Origin of the sequence: Nocardia sp. NPDC127526, assembly GCF_042672265.1 — a bacterium.
In the GTDB taxonomy this organism is placed as follows: domain Bacteria; phylum Actinomycetota; class Actinomycetes; order Mycobacteriales; family Mycobacteriaceae; genus Nocardia.
The window spans coordinates 447,547-469,887 of the sequence record NZ_JBHXVO010000001.1 but is presented as its reverse complement, the minus strand read 5'-3'; the positions used below and the strand labels follow the sequence as shown (position 1 = coordinate 469,887).

Sequence of the window (22,341 nt, the reverse complement as noted above, 5' to 3'; positions counted from 1 at the left end):
GGTGGCAACCGCCCTCAAACTAACGGTACGGACGAGGAGGCGCGAGCGGAACCGATCAGGACAAGGTCGTGACCGTCAGCGCCCCTTCGGCGTACTGCGCCCGCAGCCGCTTCTTGTCGAACTTTCCGACGCTGGTCTTGGGCACCTCCTCGATGAAGGTCCAGTGCTCGGGCAGCTGCCACTTGGCGAACTTGTCGGCCAGGAAGTCGCGCAGCTCTTCGGGTTTGGCCTCCGCGCCGGCGGCCAGCACGATGGCCACCAGCGGCCGCTCGTCCCACTTCTCGTCCGGAATGCCGATGACCGCGGCCTCGGCCACGGCCGGATGGCCCATGACCGCGTTCTCCAGATCGACCGAGGAGATCCACTCGCCGCCGGACTTGATGACGTCCTTGGAGCGGTCCACCAGGGTCAGATAGCCATTGGGGCTGATCTTGCCGACATCGCCGGTGCGCAGCCAGCCGTCATCGAACTTGTCGGGGTCGACCGCCTCACCGCTCGGCGAGTAGTACGCGCCGGTGATCCACGGCCCCTTGACCTCCAGCTCGCCCAGGGCTTCGCCGTCATTGGGCAGCACCGACCCGTCGTCGGCGACCAGCCGCGCCTGCACCAGCGCCGGGAAGCGGCCCTGGGTATAGCGGTAGGTCCACTGCTCCTCGCCCTCCGCCTCGGCGGGCGGGTGCGCCACCGAACCCAGCGGGGAGGTCTCGGTCATGCCCCAGGCGTGCAGCAGCTTCACGCCGTGCCGCTCCTGGAAGGCGCGCATCATCGACGGCGGCACCGCGGCGCCACCCACCACACAGGTGCGCAGATGCGAGATGTCCTGCGGCGCGGCCTGCAATCCGGCCAGCACGCCGCCCCAGATGGTGGGCACCGCGGCGGCGAAGGTCGGCTTGACCGCGGCCATCATCTCCAGCAGCGGCTGCGGCTGCAGGAAGCGGTCGGGCATGAGCAGATTCGCGCCCGACATGAGCGCGGCATAGGGCAGGCCCCAGGCATTGGCGTGGAACAGCGGCACGATGGCCAGCACGGTGTCGGCGCCATTGAAGCCCATGCCATTGGGCTGGCAGACCTGCATGGCGTGCAGCACATTGGAGCGGTGCGAGTAGACGACGCCCTTGGGATCGCCGGTGGTGCCGGAGGTGTAGCACATGCCGGCGGCGGAACGCTCGTCCACGATCGGGAAATCGTAGGTATCGGGCTGGGCGGCAAGCAGTTCGGCGTAGGAGTGCACCTGCACGCCCTCGGGCGCGGTGAGCGCGGCGGCATCGCCATTGGCGACGATGACGTGCCGGACCGTCTTCAGGTTGGGCAGGTACTGGGCGAACAGCGGCAGCAGGGTGCCGTCGACGATGACGACCCGATCCTCGGCGTGGTTGGCCACGTAGACCAGCTGCTCCGGGAACAGGCGGATGTTGAGCGCGTGCAGCACCGCGCCCATGGCGGGCACCGCGGTGTAGACGACCATGTGCTCGTTGTTGTTCCACATGAAGGTGCCGACCCGGTCGCCTTCGCCGATGCCCAGGTCACGCAGGGCATTGGCGAGGCGGGCGGCATCGGCGCCGAGCTCGCGGAAAGTCTGGGTGCGGACGCCGTCTCCGGTCCAGGTCGATACGGTGCTGTCGCCCTGGAAGGTGGCCGCGTACCGCAGTAGTGAGGCGAGCGAGAGCTGCTCGTCCTGCATGGTGCTCAACATTTCCCAACCGCTCCTTGCATGTCCCTACTGGCGAGTGAACTGAGTCACTGTCGGCGAGAATAGCCCACCGGGAGACAAGGCGGCGGGACGGCGAACCCCACCTTCGCCGTCCCGCAGCCTGCTGCCGACCCGCCACCGCCCAACACGATGACCAGCCGGCTCCGTAGTCCTGGGCCGGGTCGGCACGCGACGACGCCCCCTGCGGCGCAGCAGACTGCCAATCACCAACCAGGACAAGTAAATTGGAGCAAGATCTTCCGTGAATATAGGTACATTGACGTGACACTGTCCAGTCGGGGCGCGCTGTCGCAGGTCAGGACTGCTCACTGACTCGGACACTCGCTTGTGAGCGGCGATCGTGGGCGCCAGGGCGCGCGGGCGTGCGGAGATGGCCGAAAATACGGATTCACTGACCGGGGATGTCTGCGTGACCAGGCGCGATAGCCTCTACCGTCGAGTCATGCAACGTGAGCCGTCCATTCTCATCATCGGCGCCGGGTTCGCGGGACTCGGCATGGCGCTGGAATTGCAGCGCCACGGGCTGACCAACTTCACCATTCTGGAGAAGGCCGCGGATCTGGGCGGCGTCTGGCGCGAGAACACCTATCCGGGCGCGGCCTGCGATGTGCCCTCGCCGTTGTACTCGTGGTCGTTCGAGCCGAAATCCGATTGGCCGCGGCGGTTCTCGCAGCAGCGCGATATCCACGAGTACATGCGCGCGGTCGCGGACAAGCACGGGCTGCCGCAGCGGATCGAGTTCGGCACCGAGGTCACCGATGCGGAATTCGATGAGCGGGCCGGTGTTTGGCGGGTGCGCACGACCGACGGGGTCACCCATATCGCCGACATCCTGATTCCGGCGGTGGGACAGCTGTCGCGGCCGGCCATGCCGAATCTGCCCGGGATCGACAGCTTCACCGGGGCGGCGTTCCACTCGGCCGAATGGGATCACTCGGTGGAGCTGACCGGCAAGCGGGTGGCGTGCATCGGCACGGGAGCCAGTGCCATTCAATACATTCCGCGGATTCAGCCGAAGGTCGCACACCTGACGCTGTTCCAGCGCTCGGCGGCCTGGGTGCTGCCGAAGTGGGACACCGAGTACAGCGCGCTGCATCACGCGTTGTTCAAGCACGTGCCGGTCACGCGGCTGGCCGAGCGGTTCGCCATCTGGACCTATTTCGAGGTGATGGCGTTGGCGCTCACCGATATTCCGCCGATCAAGGTGCCGGTGATCGCGCTGGCCGATCGGCATCGGCGCACGCAGGTGCCCGATGCGGAGTTGCGCGCCAAGCTGACTCCCGATTACGCGGCGGGATGCAAGCGCGGGCTGTTCTCCAATGAGTACTTCCCGGCGCTGGCGCAGGACAATGTGCACGTCGAGACCAACGCCATCACCGAGGTCACGCCCCACGGGATTCGCACCGCCGACGGCGTGGAGCACGCGGTGGACGTGATCATCTACGGCACCGGATTCAAGGGCACCGAATTCCTCGCGCCCATGCACATCTACGGGCAGGGCGGGCGCAAGCTCGCCGACGAATGGTCGGCCGAAGGCGCGCGGGCGTATCTGGGCATGTCGGTGCCCGGCTTCCCGAATCTGTTCATGATGTACGGCCCGAATACCAATGTGGGCGCGGGTTCCATCATCTACATGCTGGAATCGCAGGCCCGCTACATCCGGCAGGCGGCGCAGTACCTGGGCGCGCATCCCGGGCGGTTCATCTCCGCGAGGGCCGAGGTCGAGCAGTCCTGGGACGACTGGCTGCAGCATCGGCTGAAGGACACCCCCTGGAATTTCTGCTCCAGCTGGTACCGCAACGCCTCCGGCCGGATCACCAACAACTGGCCCGGTATGACGGCGCTGTTCCGTTGGAAGACAAGCACATTCAAGCCCTCCGACTACGACGAGCAGCAGGTCGCGCGGTAGCGGAGCGATTCGGCCGGGGCGGGACCGCCCCTTGACTCCCCGGCCGAACTGTCTGAGACTGACATCAATCCGACGCTAGATCGCCTGAGACATAGACGGCCGCCGGGGATAATCCGATTTCGGAGGGTCCCAATGTCGCTGACCACCGCCGGCCTCCCGGCCGAAACCCTGCCCGAGCGCACCGCCCGCTGGGCCCGCGAATGCCGCGAATGGGCCAAGGTCCCCTTCCTCCCGCCCCACCGCCGCATCGGCCGCGTCTACGACATCGTCGGCCCCCACAACCTCTTCGGCGAAAACTCCCTGTTCATCAACCTCGGCTACTGGCGCAACGCCCCCGCCACCCTCGACGAGGCCAGCCGCGATCTGGCCCGCCTGGTAGCCCGCGAAGCCGACCTGGGCCCCGACGACATCCAGCTCGACGTCGGCTTCGGCTACGGCGACCAGGACTTCCTCTGGGCCCGCGAGTTCGCCCCCAAAGAAATCATCGGCATGAACATCGCCCGCGAGCAGATCGACATCGCCACCCGCCGCGCCGCCGACCTGGGCCTGTCCCACCGCATTCACTTCGAGTACGGCTCCGCCGTCGACCTCCCCCGCCCCGCCGCCTCCTGCACCAAGGTCACCGCCCTCGAATCGGCCTTCCACTTCCCCTCCTACCACCGCTTCTTCACCGAAGCCCACCGCGTCCTCGCCCCCGGCGGCAAACTCGTCACCGCCGACATCACCCCCCGCGGCGCCCTCCCCCACTACCGAAACCTCCTGCGCTCAGCCGGTTTCCACAACATCACCGCCTACTCCATCCGCAAAGACGTCTATTCCCCCCTGGCCCACTACCTGGGCAAGCGCCTCCGCGAACCCGACATGCGCCGAGTCAACCCCCTCCTCCGCGCCACCTTCAGCCGCCCCGGCCTCACCGTCTGGTCCCCCTGGGCCGACTACATCATCGCCACCGCCACCAAACCCTGACCGCCACGCCATCCCCTCCGATAATGGATGCTGTCCCCCGGCCCCCAACCAGGTAGACTCCCCCGCGTCCGGGTTGGCCGGCCCTCCACGCCACCAATTCAGCCCTCGTAGCTCAGGGGATAGAGCACCGCTCTCCTAAAGCGGGTGTCGCAGGTTCGAATCCTGCCGAGGGCACAGCCGAGACCATCATTCGCCCAGGTCAGGTGATGGTCTGTGTCGCAGGTAGATTTCTGCGACCAAGAAACCGCAGGTCGCGTGTCGCAGGTTCATACCCTACGGGTTGCCGACAGCTAGCACCCAGCTCAGAGCGCCTCTGTCAAATGGGATAGCTTCTTCGGACCATGGCGCGCCCGTAATGTTTTCGCACCCTGATCCCGGCCTATTCGCTGCCGAAGAGCGCCCTCGACGCGCTGACCGTCAAACTGGCTCATGTCCCCCGCCGGTACCGGCGTGCTGGTCAACGCCGTGTGCCGATGAGACGGCCACGCACCTGGAAACCGGCGACGAATGCGAGTGTGCTGACCGCCTTCTTCCCGGATATGTCCAGGGAATGAGGTGGATTCGGCTCTCGCCGAAAGGTATTCGGCTGCCGCAACCAGGCGGTACGTTCACCTTCTGTCCCCAACCTCTGGGAGAGAGTGATGTCGAACAGCGTGTCCGAACCTCTATCGGAGCACCCGGAGGCGACGCTCGGGCTCGCTGCTGATTGGGAGGCGGTACTGCGGGTGCAGATGTCGCATTGGTGGTCACAAGTCACCGGAGGACTTCCATACCCGGGGTTCGTCACCCGCCTCTGGCGACTGGAGGACGGTTTGAGTCTGCGCGCACGGATCGAGATCCGAGCCGATCAGACCGCATCGGCCGACGTGATGGAAACGGCACGAACCGCGCTGAACGCGCTGGGCTTCACCGGAGTTCGATACGAGACGAACCAATCTCGGGTACAGACCTTGATCGGACGTGACGCCGACGAAGACGTTCGCGTGGACTGGTCGAGCGATTCGGGCATGGTGGCCGTAACCTTCAGCGGCTCAATGCGGCTCGAGCCGCGGGCTGCGCGGCGAATATTGGGTACTCCGGTCGAGGACATGCCGTTTCTGGACGTCACCGAAGGCCCGCTGGCCCTTCCCGTGCTCCGCTCGAATGCCCTTGGTTTGGTGAAGAACTACGACACACAGAACGACCGAAACGACCCCTTCACTCTCGGTCCGCCGGACCATGTCGTTGATATCGGTTGGGCGTACGTGTTTCCTTGGTGCACTCGCACCTGGTACCAGAGGCGATCCATACCTGATTCGATTCCCCATGCGGGACCGGTGGTTACAGCGAAAGCGACGGGCGCCACTTGGATGCTGAACGGTAAGGAATCCTACGAAGCGCAACTCGCCGCTGAGGCCCGCAGTCGCGGATATCGCCACGACGTCCCACTCGCTGATGACGTTTTCACCGCAGCGGGGCTGCTCCCGGGGGATGGCGCATCGACCAGACAGCGGGCCGCGGAGCCAGAGCGCGGCCTCGCCGCGACGGACAACGCCAGCAAACCAGACGTCTACCCGACCGATTATCTGCCGGTGCGCCAACTGGCCGATCGTCATCACCTGGGCAAACCGGTCCGAGAGTTCTTCCAGGACAAGGAAAGACTCGCAGGCAAGCCAACATTGGAACGTCGCATGTTCGTCTATGAACGTGGGATGGTCGTCGAGAACGTGGACCCGCCGTTTTGTCTGGTCCTGCCGTGGGCGGCGGTGGCCGAATGTCAGTATGACGATTTTTATTCGGGCAGCGGAGGTATGACGTCCACGTTCTACGGCGCTCGGTTGAAGCTGACCAATGGGGATGAATTGGGGTTCGGTGTCAACCTTCGCGGCGGGATAGTGGGTCCTGCGCAACATGAGGGCATGAGGATGTTCGGCCCGACGATAGACGGATACATTGCGGCAGAACAACTGCCCGCGACAATGGCGAATCTCGCGATGGGAAAGGAGGCTGAATTCGGCCAGAATCGGATTCGAATCAGTCGTGCCGGGCTCCGGTATCCGCGCACGTCCTTATTCCGGCGGGAAAGCACTGAATTCGTGGAACTGCCTTGGTCCGATGTCGATCGGATAACCTTTCATGAAAGTCGCGGGTGTGTTTCGGCCAGGGTATTCAAAAAGGGCAGGCGTGGGCCGTGGATGCAACAGTATTCGAGCAGATACGGGCCGAATAATGCGCTCTACGTAGCGGTGCTGAAGGAGTTCGTCACCCATGAAGGCATTCCGCGCATCCGGTAGCTCGCGCAGGTCGACCGATCCGTCGAGCCCCAATTCGGCAGCTGGCCTACTCCTACTTATTGGAGGCGGGGCACAGGATCAGCGTTGGCGTGGTTGCTGTTTCGCTTGTCGCCGAAATATTGCGATTGAACTGGACACCACAACGGCGCAGGCGGACTCTGTGGAGCACCTTCATATCGTGATCACGCTCCGAGGTAGGTATGGCCACTCGATCGCCGAGTTCTGGCCCGCGTTCTCCCTAGTGGCAACGCACGACATTACCGGTCCGACCACTTAGGAAACCGCACATGGATATCTTGCTCTGGATAGCGACTTGGGTTGTGGTTGCTCTGCGTCTGCCTGGCATTCTTCTCAACTCTGGTGGACGACCGGCAATACCCGACTATGAGATCTCGCCCGCAGAGGCCCGCAGCATCCAGTGGCAGCGACGGTGGGGCATACCCCTACTGATCGCCGACCAGTTGGTCGTCATCGGACTCCTCCTGCCATGGCACGCATGGGCCTGGCCCGTTCTCACACCGGTCGCGGCTTTGTTCGCTTTCTTGATCGACCTCGCGGTCAGACCACCGAATCCGGCAGCCGAGTTGGTTGGGCTCCTCAGTGCCGCATTCGCGCTGTTCGTCGCCATCGGGCGATCTGCCCAACTGCTGTCACTGTGACCAACAATGGGTCGATGTATTGAGCACAATCTGGGTGGGTGGCAGTTATCGGAGAATACTGCTCCCGCCGCTTGTCGCACACTGTGCTCAGTTCGATGCGGTGACATGGGGCGCTTCACACCGATTCACTGGGGGCTCGAAGATCGAGCCGCAATGACCACGAGCGCCACCGAAAAGGGCTGTGCGCGAGCGACTTAGAGCGTCCAGGGCGTCGGAGGCCACCAGATCGGCTGCATCCGATTAGGTACCGCACAGGTATTCGGTTGCGATCAAGGGTGTTGCAGTCCGCGACGGCCGCGTACTGCTGACTCCCGAAGAGTGCGTGGCCCGCGAGATAGCTTTCACCGATGGCCGGGCGCTCAACCCTGGTTTTGGGGGGCTTCACACCGTTGCCGATCGTGTTGCCCGTGACATACCGTCACAAATTGTCCGCCGGGACCGCTGGTGGGGGCGCACGCAGGCCGTCTGACACCTCGCGTAGCCGAGCGAGCGAAGGATCCAGCCATGCCCGACAGCGAGACCGTTGACGACCAGAAGCGAGCACCGTCCCCCCGGGTGAAAGCGTGGACGGTGGGTTTGCTGTGCGTTTCCGCCGTCGCCAGCGGCGTCATCGTGGCCGGGCTGATACACACACCCGAGCCCGAGCTCACCACCGCTGTCCCAACCAGTCGGCCGACGACGACATCGCCGGAAACCACGCATATCTATCGCACTCCCGACGTCTCTTACCCGGTGCAGATCCCCGGGTGCGCGACGGTCGAGCCACCCGGCGAGGGCCGGTACGGAATGGTCGGCGGGTTACCGGGTTACGACAATCCGGCCTACCCGTGGTTCTCCGAACACAAGGCGGTCGCGATGTCGAATGCCCTTCGGTCCGCGCTGCCCGACGGTGTGGTGCTGGACTGGGCGTCGATCAACCACTCGCTGGTCTTCCAACCGATTCTCGGCGATGGCGAAGACGAATTCGGCGGATTCACCCACGCCGAGGCCGGATTGCGCCGTGGTTTCTGGTCCGGTTCGCTGTGGGTCTCGGTTCGACAGTCCCGGGAGCCGGTGCCGCCGTGCGTGGCAGGCTCGCTCGACGAACGCCGGATACTGACGGACGGAACCACAGTGGATCTGCGCGACACCTGGTCGGAGATCGACGGGGTCCGCACAGAGGAACGCACCGCCACGGCGTACCGGCCCGATGGCAGCGTGGTCAGCGTCCGTGCCACGGATGCGAACGAGTACGACGGCAAGCCATCGGGCACCGTCCCGTTCAGTCGTGACGAACTGGCCACCTTGGCCACCCTCGACGATGTGCGGGTCACCGCGCCGATCCCACCCGGGACATCGACCTCGACCGGCGCATGTTCGGTCGCCTTCTTCGACGACTCCGACCCGATTCCCGAATCGACCGCGAGGCGGCTGGATGCCGTCCTGGCCGGAATTCGCCTCGACGGCTACATCACGGACCGGCCACTGACCGGTTTGCGGCCGGGCGAATACGACGGGGGCGGGCTGTGCCTGAGCATTCAGCTCACCGCCGGTGACCGCACCTCGCGCCTGGAATTGTCGATCCGCACCGGAATTCCATTGCCTACCACGCCACCTCGAGCACATGGTGAAACGACCCGAACTCTGCCCGACGGCGCCGTGGTCGCGACTCGAGAATCCGAATACGCCACCGCGGCTTCGATCACCGTCTCCCGCACGGTCTCGGTCACGCACCGGTCCGGCACACGAGTCGAACTCGAGTCCTCGGCCGCCGCTCCGGCCGAGCCGCTCACCATCGCCGAACTCGAGTCGATCGCCCTCACCCCCGGCTTGGACGTGAATCCATGACCACGACACCGGGACTGCGCGGGCTGGTATTCGCCGCGATCGCCGCCGTACTCACCAGCGCGGGCGCCGTAGCCGTATTGATGCAGCCTGCCGACCCACTACGCAAGATCACCGGGACCAACGACGCCGCACCAGGATTGGCATGGTCGGTCGACGCCACCGCCCTGCTCGGTGCCGCGGCCGCCGAATTCCGGTCTCCACTGCACGGCACCGAATTCGACTTCGGCGATCCCGGACTCATCCGCGCCGGAGCGACCTTGGTGACCGTAGCCGGCATCGCCGACGAGGACTCGTCGCTACGCGATGCCACCATGTTCGGTATCGACGCCGACACCGGCCGGACCCGCTGGCGAGCACCCGCCGCCAATCTCGGTGGCTGTGCGGCGGTCCCGCTCGACGGCGAACTCGTCTGCTTCGCCAATTCGCCCTCCGACTCACTCGAGCTGGTCGGTTACGACCTCGACACCGGCATCGTCGCCCGCACTCGGCTCGACTGGTATCCCTTCGCGCTGGCCGTGACCGACGGGCGGCTCTTCATCGCCGAAGGCGACGTCGAATCCGATGACGTCCGAGTGCATTCCGGAACCCGGGCCGACCCGGACCGGTACTGGTCCCACCAGTTCGCCATGGGTGCCGGATGGGAAGATCTCCCCTTCGACGCGCTCGACGTGACACACGGGCAGGGGCTTTTCGCGCTCGGCGCCGACATCGCCGGATTCGATCTCACCAGCGGGGCAACCACATGGACCACCGGCCTCGACGGTTGTTCCCGCTTCGTTGTCACCGAGCCGGGGCTCACCGAACGGGTGAACATCACCTGCCCGGACTACCACGTGACCGGCACCGATGTCTTCGACCGCACCGGCCGGATTATCGCCACCACCGATCACACCGCCACCCACACCCTGACCCTCGACGAACCCACCGACGACGCGATCCCACTGCTGCTGGCCGATACCGCGCGCGACCGACGCGACGGGGCCATCCGCTGGACCAATCCCGACCTGCTGTACTCCGAACCGGAAGCAGACGGATCGACCATTGTTCGAGGCGCCGCGATCGCTGTTCTCGACGACACCGCGATCCTGCGCGACCCGTTCACCCGAACCACCTCCGGCCTCGACCTGCGCACCGGCGAAACCTTGTGGCGGAAAGTAGCCGCTCGCGACGGCACCCTCCGAGCCCACGGCGCAGGCCACGCCGTATTCTCCGACGCCACCGGCCTGTGGTCGCTGGACCTGCGTACCGGCGAGACCCGCTGGGACATCCCCTATCTCGCCATCAACAGCGACCCCGCCGCCCTCACCGACCCCAGCATGATCATCTCGACGGGCACCGACCGATTCGCCCTCGCCTCCGACCGCACCCTGCTCGGGCTACGCCCGTTCTCGTGACCGACGGCCGCACAGGGTACGTCGGCGGGAAACGAGAGGCAGTGGAACGGATTGGATCACACAGCCGGAAATGGAACTCCGGACCCATCAGGATGGAACATGACGGTAGGTCGTCGACCTGATTCCAGCGTCGACATAATGGGCGGGCGGCAGAGCTGCTTGTTCCAGCGCCTCGGCGACCATGGGCAGGCCGGTGGCCAACGCCTCGATGGAGGCACCGATCAGTGCTCGCGGTGGCGCACGACCGGCCAGTCGATATCGGTCTCCACGGCCTTGTTCAGGTAGTTGGTGAACACATTCAGCGCGACATTGGCGATCACCTCGGTGATCTCGCCATCGCTCAGGCCCGCGGCTCGGGCGGACTTGATGTCGGCCTCCTCGACGCCACCGCGGGCACGCACCAGCGCGGTGGCGAATACCAGTGCGGCAGCGGCTTTCGCGTCGGCCGACTCACCGTGGCGACTGGCCTCGATCTCCTCGGCGCTCAGCTTGGCGATGTTCGCGCCGATGTAGGAGTGCGCGGAAAGGCAGTAGTCACAACCGTTTTCCTCGGCGACCAGCAGCGCGATCCGCTCCCGGATCGGTGCGGACAGCGCGCCACCGCCGAGCGCGCCGGAGAAGCCCAGGTAGGCCTCGAGCACGGCGGGGCTGTTGACCATGGCCTTGGTCATGTTCGGGGTGACACCGAGCGCCTTCTGTACGCCGGCGAGCAGGTCGGCGGCCTTGCCGGTGGCGGTGTCGGGCTGAATCAAAGGCAGACGGGACATGACGAATCCTGTTCTTGTAGAGCGTGTTCCATGACCGGAGATTATCTAACCGATCATCTACACATAGAAGGTTAGACCACGCTCGGGCATTCCCGGATCGCGAAGAATTTTTCGCCCCCTCGCACCACTGGTTGAAACCTACTGCCGAGTCGACCGCCGACCGGCGGACGGAATATGGGCTATCCGTTCACGCCGAAATGCTCGTAGTTCAGCTCGAGTTCTCCGCCAACAAGGCCGAGGCCGGCACATCGCCGCCCACCAGCAAGGGATCCAACGCGGATTCGACAACGACGCAGTTCTCCTCGTCGGCAGCATCGAACCCGGTGTGGGCCAAACCGACGACCGCCTGAAGTTCCTGACCGAGCATGGCCGGGCATGGGCTTATGCAGAAGAGTTGGCGGTTCGGCTCGCGCGAAGGCCACCGACCAGGCAGAGCACCGCGCCGAGCGCGATCCAGGCGACCAGGACGGTGACGGCGTGGGTGGCTCCGCGGCCGTCGAAGAAGGCGGTCGAGCGCAGCAGTCGCCCACCGGCGCCCGGGGGTAGCAGCTGGCCGAGTGCGCCGGACCAGCCGGGCAGCATTTCGGGGGCGGTCGCGGTGCCCGAGAGTGGGTTGCCGATGAGCATCATGGTGACAGCGCCGATCCCGATTCCGGCGATGCCGAGCAGGGATTCGAGCCCGAGGACGGTCAGGGAGGTGGCCGCGATGGTCAGCGCGACAGCGCCGACGTTGGCCGGGTAGGACCCGCTCAGTGAGCCGAACCAGAATTGCAGGATCGCTGTCACGGTCAGGCCACCGGTGACCGCGAAGGCCAGTGCCCCGGTGACTCGGCGGCCGGTGCCGTGGACGAGCCTGATCAACAGCACCGCGGCCAGCAGTCCTCCCATGACCAGCGGCAGGGCGCCTGCGGCCAGGCCCGCGCCGCGCGGGTCCTCGGCGGGCAGGGCGGCAAGATCGCGTATAGCGACCGGGGCACCGGTGCTGCCCGCTTGGCCGAGGCCGATGGCCATACTCTGCAAGGTCTGGGCGACCGCAGTGCTGGCGGCAGAGGCGAGAATGACCTGTGACGTGCCGCCGCTGAGGTCGATCGCCCCGTACACCTGCCGATCGCGGATGAGCTTTTCAGCGGCGACGGTGTCGTCTACTTCGGTGATCTCGAACCCTCCCGGCAGACGCTGCTCGAGCGCGGTGCGGATCTGCGCGACCGCAGAAGCGGGCCCGGCGACGGCGATCGGCACATCATGCACCGATGACCGCACCGAGGGCCACGCGAAGGCGACCAGTAGTACACCGGTGATCGCCGTGAGCAGGGCGACCGCTCGGGCCACCGTCGGCCATCGGGTGGGAAGCGCATCGGTGATGCTCGGCGTCAGCGTGGTCATGTCTACTCCTCGAGACGGTGGGTGAGTGAGGCCGGCCGATTTCGGCCGGCCTCGAAACGCGCCGCGGCGGCAGCGTCGATGGGCGGGCCCCTACGCGGGCACCGCGTCGTGCTCTCGGGTGGCCAAGCGGTACTTGTGATTCAGCGTTCCGAAGGTTGGGTGGAAAAGGCCCCACACGGACATCCAGAGGGTTGCCGATTTGACGCGCACGGCCGCCCGACCAGTCAATGCACCCGGCTTCGAGCGTGCCTCCCCGTCGACCAACTGGAACAGCGCGTCCTTGCGGCCGAGGCTGATGTGGTTGCCGATATAGGACTGCTTGGACATCGCGATCTTGCGACCGGTCCGGTCCCCGACGATCGCGGCCGCCGCCTGCCTGCTGGTCGATCCCGCGGTAGCGCAGGACATCGGCAACGGGTGCCCGTTATCGCCGATGACGAAGGCGCTGTCACCGGCGACGTAGACATCGGGGTGCGAGACCGACCGCATCTGATTGTCGACTGTGATCTGGCCGTTGGGTTCCACCGCGAGACCGCTGGCGGCGGCGATCGGATGCACGGCGAAACCGGCGGCCCACACCGTCGCGTCGGAGGCGAACACCGTGCCGTCGGTGGCGACCGCCGATGTCGCCTCGACCCGCTCGATAGGGGTGTGCTCGTGGACGGTGATACCCAACCGGTCGAACGTGCGCAGCAGGTGAGCGCGGGCCTTCGGACCCAACCAACCTCCCAGTTCGCCCCGGGTGACGAGGGTGATTCGAAGCCCTGGACGGGATTCGGCGAGCTCGGTAGCCACCTCGATCGCGGTCAGGTTGCCGCCGACAACCAGAGCCTGCCCGCCCTCGCCCAGCTCATCCAGGCGTGCGCGCAGGCGCAGCGCGGCGGGCCGCGCTGCCACATGGTGTGCGTACTCGGCCACACCCGCGACGCCCGGGTCGGCCGCGGTGCTGCCGAGCGCGTACAGCAGGGTGTCGTACCCGAGCCGGTCGATGCCCTCGCCGTCGACCACCGTGACAGTCCGATGCTCGACGTCGACGTCGCTCACCCGCGCCACCCGAAGCCGAATACCGGTGCCCGCGAACACCTCCGTCAATGGCAGGTGGCGAAGATCCTGCCCGGCGGCGAGTTGATGGTTGCGCAGCCGCTCGACGAAATCGGATTCGGCGTTGACGACGGTGATCTCGAAGTCGTCGGCGTGAAGCTGGCGTGCCAGGTATGCCGCGGAGAAGGCCCCGGCGTATCCGGCCCCGAGGACGACGATGCGGTGCTTCATGATTCGCTCCTATCTGGTTCGCGTGCCCCTTGAACGAGGCAGCCTCTGAATTCCTGACAGCACCGGCCAATGACGTGGATCACTGCCTCCAGCGCTGCCCTGGCTATCTGGTAACTTCCCGCTCCTCGTAACCGGCGTAGCGTTCACCGGAGGGTCAGCGGGTTCTCGGATTGGTGTGGGTCGATTTGGCTGGATTGCGGACGAAATAGAGACCGGTGACGTGCTCGCCGTCGATGCCGAGGGCGAGGATGCCGTCGAACTCGCCATCGACGTGGACAGCCAGCGCCGCGTTTCCATTGATGGTCACTGGTTCGCAGGTCAGCGCGACGGCCCTCTTGCCGAGTCCGCCGGTGATGAAGCGCACCACCTTGGCGGCGCTGGTGATCGGCCGGACCGCGGCTCGTTTGAACCCGCCGCCGTCGCTGATGAGGACCGCATCGGGGGCAAGGACAGCGAGCAGCGCTTGCGAGTCGCCGGTTTCGAGAGCGCGCCGCACCGATTCGGTGACCGTGCGGGCCACCTCTGCCGACACCGTCCGGTGGGGGCGGCGAACAGCGATATGGCGGCGGGCGCGCAGCGCGATCTGACGGACCGTCGCGGCGGGCCTGCCGACCGTGTCGGCGATTTCGTCGTAGCCGAGGTCGAACGCGTCACGTAGGACGTACACCGCACGCTCGGTCGGCGTGAGTGTCTCGAGGCATAGCATCAACGCCATCGACAAGCTGTCCGCGAGCGCGAGATCGTGGGCTGCGTCCGGCGCGGTCGATAGTGGCTCGGGCAGCCACGGGCCGACATAGGCTTCGCTGCGGCGATTGCTCGACCGCAAGTGATCGAGGGAGAGCCGGGTGACTGTCCGCACCAGGTAGGCGCGTGCGTCGGTGACCTGGTCGAGGTCGACTGTGTGCCAGCGCAGCCACGTCTTCTGCAGCATGTCCTCGGAGTCGGCAGCGGATCCGAGCATTTCGTAGGCGACGGTGAACAACAGTCTGCGGTGTGCAAGGAACGTTGCGGTCGCCTCGCGAGCGTCGGCAGGCTGACACCTCGGCCCGCCAGGCTCGGACGTGAGGCTCATGTGGAGTTACCAGCGGACGATGTCTAGGCGACCGGAATCGCTGTATTCGCCTGGTCGGCCAGCAAGGACGGGCGGTACTTGCCGTCCTTGAACCAGTGGTGCGAGCCGGGCTTGTCCGCCTCGGTCGACAGGTGTGTGACCCCGGCCGAGCAGGCGAATTCCTTGAGCTTGCGACCGATCGACCCGCTGGCGTAGACACGGGTTGCCGTCTCGTTCTTGCGGCCGATCTGGTAGATCCCGGCGTTGCGGCCGAAGCTCAGGCACATCGCGGGGAAGGACATGTCGATCGGCGTCGCCGATTCGCCGGCAATCCGGCGCAGCAGGGTGTCGGCGGCGTGCGCGCCGAGGCTGTACGCGGTGTAGGCGCTCATCCGGAACGGCAGCTCCGAGGGCGCCGAGGAATCCCCGGCCGCGACGATGCGCTCGTCATCGATGCTGGTCAGTGTCTCGTCGGTGAGCATTCGACCGGCCGCGTCAGTGCTGAGTCCGCTCCGCACAGCCAGGTCGGGGATGCTGAACCCAGCCGACCAGATGGTGACCGCGCTGTCCAGGATTCGACCGTCAGCCAGCTCGACAGCATCGGCCGACACCGCGGTCACGACGGCATCGGCGCCTTCGAGGACGGTGACGCCCAGCTTGGCCAGGTATTTGTGGGCGGTCCGGCGCGCCTTGGGGTGTAGGTAGGGCACCAGCGCGCCGCCGCAGACGAGAGTGACCACGCGGCCCTGCTCGGCCAGCTCGGCAGCGGTCTCGACTCCGGCCGGCCCGCCACCGATCACGGTCACCGGGGCCGAGGTCGGCGTGTCCCGCAGGAGCGACCGCAGCCGTTGCGCCGCCTCCAAAGTCGCGACAGGGTGGGTGAATTCGGCGGCGCCCGGCACCGAGGGCGCGGCGTTGCCGCTGCCGACCGCGTAGACCAGGTAGTCGTAGGCGATCGAATCACCGTCGGCGAGCAGCACTTTGCGCGCGGGGGCGTCGATGCGCGTCACGCTGCCGATCACCAGCTCGACCTTCTCGGAGAGGACGTCGGGGTATTCGACTACGCCCTCGTGGGTGCCACCGGCGACCTGGTGCATACGCAACCGAGGTACGAAGACCCGACGCGGATTGATCAGCGTGATACGCGCCTCGGCGTTCTTGGTCAGGCGGTTGGCCGCCATCACACCGGCGTAACCCCCACCGATGACGACGATTTCGTACTTGGCGTTCATGTTCACGGCTCCTTGTTGTCGATCTGCCGCCGGGTTGATCTCTCGGTGACGCATCAACCTTCGCGCGAAGGCGGCAACCGAACAACGTAAGCTTCGTGCACCAATTGATAACACTGGAGTTATGCGTGGAGTTACGCGACATCGAAATCTTCCTGACCCTGGCCGAAGAGTTGCACTTCGGCCATACCGCGGAACGGCTGCACGTGTCCCAGGCCCGAGTGAGTCAGGCCATCCGCAAACAGGAACGCCGCATCGGCACCGCGCTTTTCGAACGGACAAGCCGCAGTGTGCGATTGACTCCGGTCGGGCGGCGACTGCGCGAAGACCTCAAGCAAGTCCACGATCTGCTCCAAGCCGCGCTCGCCCGCGCCGAAGCCGCCGGATTGAGCGCGGACCAGTCGCTACGTATCGGTGTCTTCGGGCACGCCGGACACGAACTGCGGCCGCTGATCGACGCGTTCCACACGCGTTACCCAGGGTGCGGCATCACCTTCGGCGAGATCAACGGCGTAGACCCGTTCACCGCACTGAGAGACGGCAGGCACGACATCAACGTGCTGTGGCTGCCCGTGCTCGAACCCGACATCACGGTCGGCCCGCCCGTGCTCACCGGCCGCCGCGTGCTCGCTGTGGCCGCCGACCACCCGCTGGCCGAACGTGGCAGTGCTTCCCTCGAAGACCTCGCCGACTACCGCGTTGCCGATTTCGGTCAAGACGCTCCCGAGTACTGGGTCTCGGCGATGGTGCCGACCCGCACGCCGCGGGGACGCCGCATCCCACGCGGCCCGATAGCCAGGACGTTCCACGAGATCGTCTCCTTGGTGGCGTCCGGGCAGTGCGTCCACCCTCTCGGCGAGATCGCCGCACGCTACAACACCCCGCCCGGCATTGTCTTCCTGCCCATGCCCGACGCCCCGGAATTGCAGTGGGCACTCACCTGGCGCACGACCGCCGACAATGCCGCTATCCGTGCGATGGCACGCACCGCCGCCGAGTTCGGTCCAATCCACCTGTGAAGACGTGCTCAACGTAGGTCACGGGAAGGAGCTGAGCCGAGATGATCTCGGCCAGTGCATGTTTCGATGACCAGCCGACTGTTCCTTCGAAACGACCTCGGGGATCCGGCCCGCAGAACGGAGTCTCGGGCCGGATCCTGTTGTACACGTTGGTCCTATTGTGCGGGTTGCAGGATTTCGAATTGGCTGCCGGCGTCGTCGAGGAGGATGGCCGACAGGCCCCAGGGGCGCGGCTGCGGCGGCTGGACGAAAGTCACACCGCGGGCGGCGAGTTCGGTGTAGGCGGCCTCGCAGTCGGGGACCGTGAAGGTGCAGCCGACCAAGATGCCCTTGGCGATCAGCGATTTCAGCTGCTCGGCCGATTCGGGGTCCATGGTCGGCGGTCCCGGAGTCATCAGTGTCAGTTGCACCTCCGGTTGGTCGGGGGCGCCGACGGTCAGCCAGCGCAGGCCGGGGGCCATTTCGACATCGGTGCGGACATCCAGACCGAGGGTGTCGGTGAAGAATTTCTTGGCCGCGTCCTGCTCGAGCACCCAGGCGACGGCGGTATTGATTCCGGTGATCATGGTCTGTCTCCGTTCGTGAATGTGGCTGCGGTGTGGCCTATTTCGTCGTGGCCGGCTTCTTCTTGGCCTTCGGCTTCTTCGGCGGCAGTTCGGCGGTGACCTCCCAGGCCCAGTCCAGCCAGGAATCCAGGACGTCGTCGTCGAGGGATTTTTCTTCGAGCAGGACCCAGCCGTTCTGCGGTTTGTCACGGAACAGCAGAGGCTTCGCGCCGGGACGGGCCAGCGCCTCGTCCATGCCGTCGGGGCCGACCCGGACCATCAGGCCCTCGTCGTAGAGATTGGCCAGCGCGTTGCCCTGCCACAGGAAGGTCAGGCCCGCGAACATCGGTTTCGCGGTCACCCCGCGCGGGGCCAGCCGCTCGGTGATGCGGTCGGCGAGTACCTCGTCGTATGCCATAGCGCCCTCGCCTTCTGTTGCCGATCGAATGAGCCGAAATCGACGGTAGAAGCCTTTTAGGACAGAAGATGTCACCAATGTCTGGCAGGCTGACAAAATGACCCACGACCTGCCCGCACGCATGCTGCGACTGCTGTCATTGCTGCAAACACGGCGCACTTGGGTCGGAAACGAACTGGCCGAACGCCTCGGGGTCACTCTACGCACGGTGCGCCGCGACATAGAGCGCCTGCGCGAGATGGGCTATCCGGTCCAAGCCACCACCGGCCACGCGGGCGGCTACCGGCTCGCCTCCGGCACCGATATGCCGCCGCTGCTGCTCGACGACGAGGAGGCCGTCGCCCTGGTGCTCGCGTTGCGCACCGCGTCCGGCGGTGTGGCCGGCATGGAGGAGACCGCACTGCGCACATTGGCCAAACTCGAGCAGGTCCTGCCCGCGCGCTTGAAGCACCGGGTGACCGCACTCGCCGCCACCGCACCCCTGGGTCCGCTGCCCTGGACCCCGGGCCCTCGCACCGATCCCACGGTGCTCGCGACGCTGGCCGCCGCCAGCCGGGACCACGAGATCATCGGCTTCGACTACCGCACCCGCGGCGGGTCGACGCACCGGCGGCGCGCCGAACCCTACGGCGTGGTGTTCGTGACCAACCTCTGGTACCTGCTCGGCTTCGACACCCACCACGGCGACTGGCGCGTCTACCGCGCCGACCGCATCACCCACCCCACCCCCACCGGCCACCGCATCACCCCACGGGAACTCCCCGCGGCCGACCCGGCCGCCTATGTCGCCGAACGCCTGTCCGCGAGCCCCACCCGCTACCAGCTCCAGGCCACGGTCCCACTCGACGCCGCCACCGCCACCGCCCGCGCCTTCGCCCTCCCCGACCGCGCCCACCCCATCGACGCCCACACCACCCGCCTCGACCTGTCCTCCGACAACCCCCGCGACCTCGCCGCCCAACTTCTCGGCCTCGCCCCCGACGCCGCCATCACCGGATCCCCGGATCTCGCACCGCATTTCGAACGACTCGGCACATTCCTGCTGCACGCCGCCCACGCCCTCGCCGCAACCGACCCTTCAGGGTCGGCAGACGACTGAGTGCGCGGTGCCGCCGATCCGACTGAACAGACCGCGCGGGAAGAGGACACCGTAGAGCGCGACCTTGCCGACGCGCACGCCGGCCATGCGGACGCCATCGCCCTCACGCAGGCCGGGCACATCGGAGAAGGTGGCCGAGTAGGTGTTGGTGGAGCCTTCCACGGTGCGGGCCAGGGTATTCCAGATGACCGTGGTCATGCGACGGTGGTGATCATCTCCCCTTGCCGGATGGCTGTGCGGTAGTCGTGCGGAGTGCTGCCGGTCCAGCGGCGAAATGCTCGGGTGAACGCGCTCGGCTCCGAAAATCCCAGGCGCTCGGCCAGTTCGGCGATTGTCTCCCGTCCGTGAGCCAGGCCCGCGATGGCGGTCTCGCGCAGCACTTCCTCCCGCAGCCCGGACACCGTCGTGTGCTCGGCGCGCAGTTTCCGGCGCAGGGTCGGGGCGCTCATGCTCAGGCGCCGAGCGAGCTCGTCGACCGTCTGCCAGGGGTCCGCTCCCCCGGCGCTGAGCATGTGACGGACTCGATCGCCGAGCGGGACAGCGTGATCGCTCGCGCCCAGGAAGCCCGTGGGCGCGGCACCCAGCAGGGCGGCGAGGGTTTGCTCGGTCTGCACGATCGGCGTGCCCAGCTGTGAGCTGTCCATGACCAGCGCCGCGGTATCGCAACCGAACATCAACGGGGCCTGGAAGTTTCGTTCGTATGCCCCGGAGCCTTCGGGCTGCGGATAGCAGAATTCGACACGCCGCGGCCGCAGCGGGCTACCGGTCATCCAACCGAACAGCCGGTGCGCGAACACCACGGCGGCATCGGCGATGAGATGCTCGACATCGTCCACCAGCCGGACATCCGCCACCCACCGGGTCTCCGCCGGTCCGGTTTCCACCGAAAACCTCGGCAGCCCAGGAAAGACCGTCGCGGCCTCGGCGAAGCGAAGCATGGCCGACCCGAGATCGGGCGCCGAACTCACCGCCAGGCAGAGCACCCGGAATGCCCCGCGCGGCACCGGATGCGATCCGAGACCGAACATTTCGTCACCGGTCACCTGCCACAGGTGGCGGAACAGCAGCGTGGTCCGATGCGTATCGCAGACGTCGTGCCGCGATGACCGGGCAGGGTCGGGGATATCCGGCAGCGGCCAGCCCTTGCGCGACGCGAGCGCGAGACACGCCTCAGCGAGTGCCGTGGGGATCTGATTGTCGTGCATGCCATCACCTCCGGGAACCTGCCGCACCAGAAGGTAGCGGCGCGGTGATCGCCTCGGTCAAGGAATCCGATTTGTTTGGTCATCGAATCCGTTTCCGCAGGCACCTAGCGTGATCGCCTGTACACAGTGCACAGATCGAACCCGGGGAGCACAGTCGATGACGAGACCTCACCTGAGCGCGTGCGCGGTCGCCGCAGCGATCGCGGTCCTGCCCTTCGCCACCGTATCGGCGCAACCGGCCGTCCCGATCGAACCGGTACCCACGCTCACCGTGCCGCCGGAATTCGACGACTTCTACCGGCCCGCCGCCGGAGTGGTGGCCGCCGCCGAACCCGGTCAGGTGCTGCGCATCCGCTCCATCGCACCGGCGCTGTTCGGGTTCGTGCACCTGAATATCGATGCGTGGCAACTGCTCTACCGCACCACCGACAGTCACGGCCGGCCGGTCGCGACCGTCACCACCGTGCTGGTGCCGCGCGGCGCCGCCCCCGAGGGCGGCCGCAACCTGCTGTCGTATCAGATCGCGCAGGACAGCCTGCCGCAGTACTGCGCCCCGTCCTATCTCATGCAGTCCGGCGCGCTGCCCGCGAACTATGTGGGCGGTATCGAAGCGTTCATTCCGCTCGCCGCGGGAGTCGGGCAGGGCTGGACGGTGGCCCTGCCGGACTACCAGGGTCCCAACTCCGCGTTCGCCGCCGCACGGCTCAATGCCCAGGCCACCCTCGACGGCATACGCGCGGTCGAAAGCTTCGCGCCCGCACAGCTTTCCGGTCCGCAGACGCCGACCGCGTTGTGGGGATACTCCGGCGGCACGGTGCCCACCGCCTTCGCCGCCGAGATCGCCGGCAGCTATGCGCCCGAACTGAACATCGTCGGGGTGGCCGCCGGGGGTGTGGCCGGTGGCAGCCTGCCGGAAGGCTTGCGGCACAACAACGGCGGGGTCTACTCCGGCCTCATCACCGCCGCCATCGAAGGGCTCGCCAACGAATATCCCGAGGTGCGCAGGGTTCTCGAGGAGAACCTCGATCCGCTCGGCCGAGTGATGCTCGGCACCAAGAAGCTTTTCTGCCAGTCGGTCAACACGGTGATCCTGCCGTTCTTCGACTACCTCGCCCACTTCCGCGGCGATCCCCTCCAGCACCCCGATATTCAGCGCGTGCTGGCCGATGTCGCTCTGGGACAACAGGTTCCGTCCATGCCCGTCTACCTCTGTCACGCCCAGTACGACGAGATCATCCCGAACGTGGGAACCGATCGCGTCGTGCAGTGGTACCGAGAGCAGAACGCGCCGAGCGTCACCTACGTCCGCGAGCTGGTCGCCGAGCACATCTCCGGAGCGATCACCTCGATTCCGGGCATTTTCTACTGGGTGCGGGACCGGCTGGACGGAATCCCCGCCACGCCCGGCTGCTCGATCAGCAACCCCGTCAGCGTGCTGACCGAACCGCAGATGCTGGAGGCGGTGCTCGAACTGGTACCCGTCGCGCTCCGAGCGGTCATCGGGCAGGCCATCGGCGCCGACCGATAATGCGGGCCTCGATGCCGGCGGGCCGCACTCCCGAGTATTTGTACATTCGTACTGTAGGGTGTCGGCGGTACGGATGGACAGGAGCG

At 66.4% G+C, this 22,341-nt stretch carries 19 protein-coding genes, 1 tRNA gene and 1 pseudogene; 10 read left to right on the top strand and 11 right to left on the bottom strand.

Annotated features, from left to right (window positions below):
* Positions 1 to 55: 55 nt before the first annotated feature.
* Positions 56 to 1,693, bottom strand: a complete 1,638-nt coding sequence (locus tag ACFVIV_RS02215) for a long-chain fatty acid--CoA ligase (RefSeq protein ID WP_379192928.1) — start codon at positions 1,691 to 1,693, stop codon at positions 56 to 58.
* Between the two features lie 460 nt (positions 1,694 to 2,153).
* On the opposite strand from ACFVIV_RS02215, the gene ACFVIV_RS02210 reads away from it, so the two are divergent.
* From ACFVIV_RS02210 to ACFVIV_RS02180, 7 genes are all read left to right on the top strand, one after another.
* Entirely contained in the window at positions 2,154 to 3,620 is a 1,467-nt protein-coding gene (locus ACFVIV_RS02210; RefSeq protein WP_379192927.1) for a flavin-containing monooxygenase, read from the top strand.
* A gap of 132 nt (positions 3,621 to 3,752) precedes the next feature.
* Positions 3,753 to 4,586: an SAM-dependent methyltransferase gene (locus ACFVIV_RS02205; RefSeq protein WP_379192926.1), complete on the top strand. Its 834-nt coding sequence runs from the start codon at positions 3,753 to 3,755 to the stop codon at positions 4,584 to 4,586.
* Positions 4,587 to 4,687: 101 nt separating this feature from the next.
* Positions 4,688 to 4,760, top strand: a tRNA-Arg gene (locus tag ACFVIV_RS02200).
* 467 nt (positions 4,761 to 5,227) lie between these two features.
* Positions 5,228 to 6,859 (top strand): hypothetical protein, encoded by a 1,632-nt coding sequence (locus tag ACFVIV_RS02195; RefSeq protein WP_379192925.1) that lies wholly within the window; start codon positions 5,228 to 5,230, stop codon positions 6,857 to 6,859.
* A 287-nt stretch (positions 6,860 to 7,146) separates the two neighbouring features.
* Positions 7,147 to 7,518, top strand: a complete 372-nt coding sequence (locus ACFVIV_RS02190; RefSeq protein WP_379192924.1) for a hypothetical protein — start codon at positions 7,147 to 7,149, stop codon at positions 7,516 to 7,518.
* Between the two features lie 504 nt (positions 7,519 to 8,022).
* Positions 8,023 to 9,345 carry a hypothetical protein gene (locus tag ACFVIV_RS02185; RefSeq protein ID WP_379192923.1) on the top strand — a complete coding sequence of 441 codons (1,323 nt, stop codon included), beginning with the start codon at positions 8,023 to 8,025 and terminating at the stop codon, positions 9,343 to 9,345.
* Entirely contained in the window at positions 9,342 to 10,739 is a 1,398-nt protein-coding gene (locus ACFVIV_RS02180) for a PQQ-binding-like beta-propeller repeat protein (protein ID WP_379192922.1), read from the top strand. The genes ACFVIV_RS02185 and ACFVIV_RS02180 overlap by 4 nt, the downstream gene beginning before the upstream one ends.
* Before the next feature lie 221 nt (positions 10,740 to 10,960).
* Here ACFVIV_RS02180 and ACFVIV_RS02175 read toward each other — a convergent pair whose 3' ends face one another.
* The 6 genes from ACFVIV_RS02175 to ACFVIV_RS02150 all read right to left on the bottom strand — a co-directional run bounded on the left by ACFVIV_RS02175 (position 10,961) and on the right by ACFVIV_RS02150 (position 16,444).
* Positions 10,961 to 11,506, bottom strand: coding sequence for a carboxymuconolactone decarboxylase family protein (locus tag ACFVIV_RS02175; protein WP_379192921.1), 546 nt, complete (start codon positions 11,504 to 11,506; stop codon positions 10,961 to 10,963).
* A gap of 208 nt (positions 11,507 to 11,714) precedes the next feature.
* Positions 11,715 to 11,873 (bottom strand): hypothetical protein, encoded by a 159-nt coding sequence (locus ACFVIV_RS02170; RefSeq protein WP_379192920.1) that lies wholly within the window; start codon positions 11,871 to 11,873, stop codon positions 11,715 to 11,717.
* Positions 11,874 to 11,887: 14 nt separating this feature from the next.
* The gene (locus tag ACFVIV_RS02165; RefSeq protein WP_379192919.1) at positions 11,888 to 12,889 is read right to left on the bottom strand and encodes a hypothetical protein; all 1,002 of its coding nucleotides are present in this window, start codon (positions 12,887 to 12,889) and stop codon (positions 11,888 to 11,890) included.
* Positions 12,890 to 12,979: 90 nt separating this feature from the next.
* Positions 12,980 to 14,161: an NAD(P)/FAD-dependent oxidoreductase gene (locus ACFVIV_RS02160; protein ID WP_379192918.1), complete on the bottom strand. Its 1,182-nt coding sequence runs from the start codon at positions 14,159 to 14,161 to the stop codon at positions 12,980 to 12,982.
* Positions 14,162 to 14,315: 154 nt separating this feature from the next.
* Positions 14,316 to 15,233 (bottom strand): RNA polymerase sigma factor SigJ, encoded by a 918-nt coding sequence (gene sigJ, locus ACFVIV_RS02155; RefSeq protein ID WP_379192917.1) that lies wholly within the window; start codon positions 15,231 to 15,233, stop codon positions 14,316 to 14,318.
* A 23-nt stretch (positions 15,234 to 15,256) separates the two neighbouring features.
* A complete protein-coding gene (locus ACFVIV_RS02150; RefSeq protein WP_379192916.1) occupies positions 15,257 to 16,444 on the bottom strand; it encodes an NAD(P)/FAD-dependent oxidoreductase in 1,188 nt (395 codons plus the stop codon).
* A 125-nt stretch (positions 16,445 to 16,569) separates the two neighbouring features.
* Here ACFVIV_RS02150 and ACFVIV_RS02145 point away from each other — a divergent pair, with 125 nt between their 5' ends.
* Positions 16,570 to 17,460: a LysR family transcriptional regulator gene (locus ACFVIV_RS02145; protein ID WP_379192915.1), complete on the top strand. Its 891-nt coding sequence runs from the start codon at positions 16,570 to 16,572 to the stop codon at positions 17,458 to 17,460.
* A 155-nt stretch (positions 17,461 to 17,615) separates the two neighbouring features.
* Here the strand turns inward: ACFVIV_RS02145 and ACFVIV_RS02140 are convergent, their stop codons facing one another.
* The gene (locus ACFVIV_RS02140; protein ID WP_379192914.1) at positions 17,616 to 18,026 is read right to left on the bottom strand and encodes a VOC family protein; all 411 of its coding nucleotides are present in this window, start codon (positions 18,024 to 18,026) and stop codon (positions 17,616 to 17,618) included.
* A 37-nt stretch (positions 18,027 to 18,063) separates the two neighbouring features.
* Entirely contained in the window at positions 18,064 to 18,423 is a 360-nt protein-coding gene (locus ACFVIV_RS02135; protein ID WP_379192913.1) for a TfoX/Sxy family protein, read from the bottom strand.
* Positions 18,424 to 18,520: 97 nt separating this feature from the next.
* Here ACFVIV_RS02135 and ACFVIV_RS02130 point away from each other — a divergent pair, with 97 nt between their 5' ends.
* Positions 18,521 to 19,522: a helix-turn-helix transcriptional regulator gene (locus ACFVIV_RS02130; protein WP_379192912.1), complete on the top strand. Its 1,002-nt coding sequence runs from the start codon at positions 18,521 to 18,523 to the stop codon at positions 19,520 to 19,522.
* Between the two features lie 60 nt (positions 19,523 to 19,582).
* Here ACFVIV_RS02130 and ACFVIV_RS02125 read toward each other — a convergent pair.
* Together ACFVIV_RS02125 and ACFVIV_RS02120 are read right to left on the bottom strand one after the other, a co-directional pair.
* Positions 19,583 to 19,720 (bottom strand): annotated as a pseudogene (locus ACFVIV_RS02125) (MlaD family protein); the annotation flags it as partial.
* Entirely contained in the window at positions 19,717 to 20,727 is a 1,011-nt protein-coding gene (locus tag ACFVIV_RS02120; protein ID WP_379192911.1) for an AraC family transcriptional regulator ligand-binding domain-containing protein, read from the bottom strand. The pseudogene ACFVIV_RS02125 and the gene ACFVIV_RS02120, both read right to left, overlap by 4 nt.
* Before the next feature lie 157 nt (positions 20,728 to 20,884).
* Between ACFVIV_RS02120 and ACFVIV_RS02115 the strand changes: the two genes are divergently transcribed.
* Entirely contained in the window at positions 20,885 to 22,255 is a 1,371-nt protein-coding gene (locus tag ACFVIV_RS02115; RefSeq protein ID WP_379192910.1) for a lipase family protein, read from the top strand.
* Positions 22,256 to 22,341 lie beyond the last annotated feature (86 nt).

Coding starts and splice junctions, on each gene's coding strand:
- ACFVIV_RS02215 (WP_379192928.1), bottom strand. CDS start 1,693: ATGTTGAGCACCATGCAGGACGAGCAGCTCTCGCTCGCCTCACTACTG.
- ACFVIV_RS02210 (WP_379192927.1), top strand. CDS start 2,154: ATGCAACGTGAGCCGTCCATTCTCATCATCGGCGCCGGGTTCGCGGGA.
- ACFVIV_RS02205 (WP_379192926.1), top strand. CDS start 3,753: ATGTCGCTGACCACCGCCGGCCTCCCGGCCGAAACCCTGCCCGAGCGC.
- ACFVIV_RS02195 (WP_379192925.1), top strand. CDS start 5,228: ATGTCGAACAGCGTGTCCGAACCTCTATCGGAGCACCCGGAGGCGACG.
- ACFVIV_RS02190 (WP_379192924.1), top strand. CDS start 7,147: ATGGATATCTTGCTCTGGATAGCGACTTGGGTTGTGGTTGCTCTGCGT.
- ACFVIV_RS02185 (WP_379192923.1), top strand. CDS start 8,023: ATGCCCGACAGCGAGACCGTTGACGACCAGAAGCGAGCACCGTCCCCC.
- ACFVIV_RS02180 (WP_379192922.1), top strand. CDS start 9,342: ATGACCACGACACCGGGACTGCGCGGGCTGGTATTCGCCGCGATCGCC.
- ACFVIV_RS02175 (WP_379192921.1), bottom strand. CDS start 11,506: ATGTCCCGTCTGCCTTTGATTCAGCCCGACACCGCCACCGGCAAGGCC.
- ACFVIV_RS02170 (WP_379192920.1), bottom strand. CDS start 11,873: ATGCTCGGTCAGGAACTTCAGGCGGTCGTCGGTTTGGCCCACACCGGG.
- ACFVIV_RS02165 (WP_379192919.1), bottom strand. CDS start 12,889: ATGACCACGCTGACGCCGAGCATCACCGATGCGCTTCCCACCCGATGG.
- ACFVIV_RS02160 (WP_379192918.1), bottom strand. CDS start 14,161: ATGAAGCACCGCATCGTCGTCCTCGGGGCCGGATACGCCGGGGCCTTC.
- sigJ (WP_379192917.1), bottom strand. CDS start 15,233: ATGAGCCTCACGTCCGAGCCTGGCGGGCCGAGGTGTCAGCCTGCCGAC.
- ACFVIV_RS02150 (WP_379192916.1), bottom strand. CDS start 16,444: ATGAACGCCAAGTACGAAATCGTCGTCATCGGTGGGGGTTACGCCGGT.
- ACFVIV_RS02140 (WP_379192914.1), bottom strand. CDS start 18,026: ATGATCACCGGAATCAATACCGCCGTCGCCTGGGTGCTCGAGCAGGAC.
- ACFVIV_RS02135 (WP_379192913.1), bottom strand. CDS start 18,423: ATGGCATACGACGAGGTACTCGCCGACCGCATCACCGAGCGGCTGGCC.
- ACFVIV_RS02130 (WP_379192912.1), top strand. CDS start 18,521: ATGACCCACGACCTGCCCGCACGCATGCTGCGACTGCTGTCATTGCTG.
- ACFVIV_RS02120 (WP_379192911.1), bottom strand. CDS start 20,727: ATGCACGACAATCAGATCCCCACGGCACTCGCTGAGGCGTGTCTCGCG.
- ACFVIV_RS02115 (WP_379192910.1), top strand. CDS start 20,885: ATGACGAGACCTCACCTGAGCGCGTGCGCGGTCGCCGCAGCGATCGCG.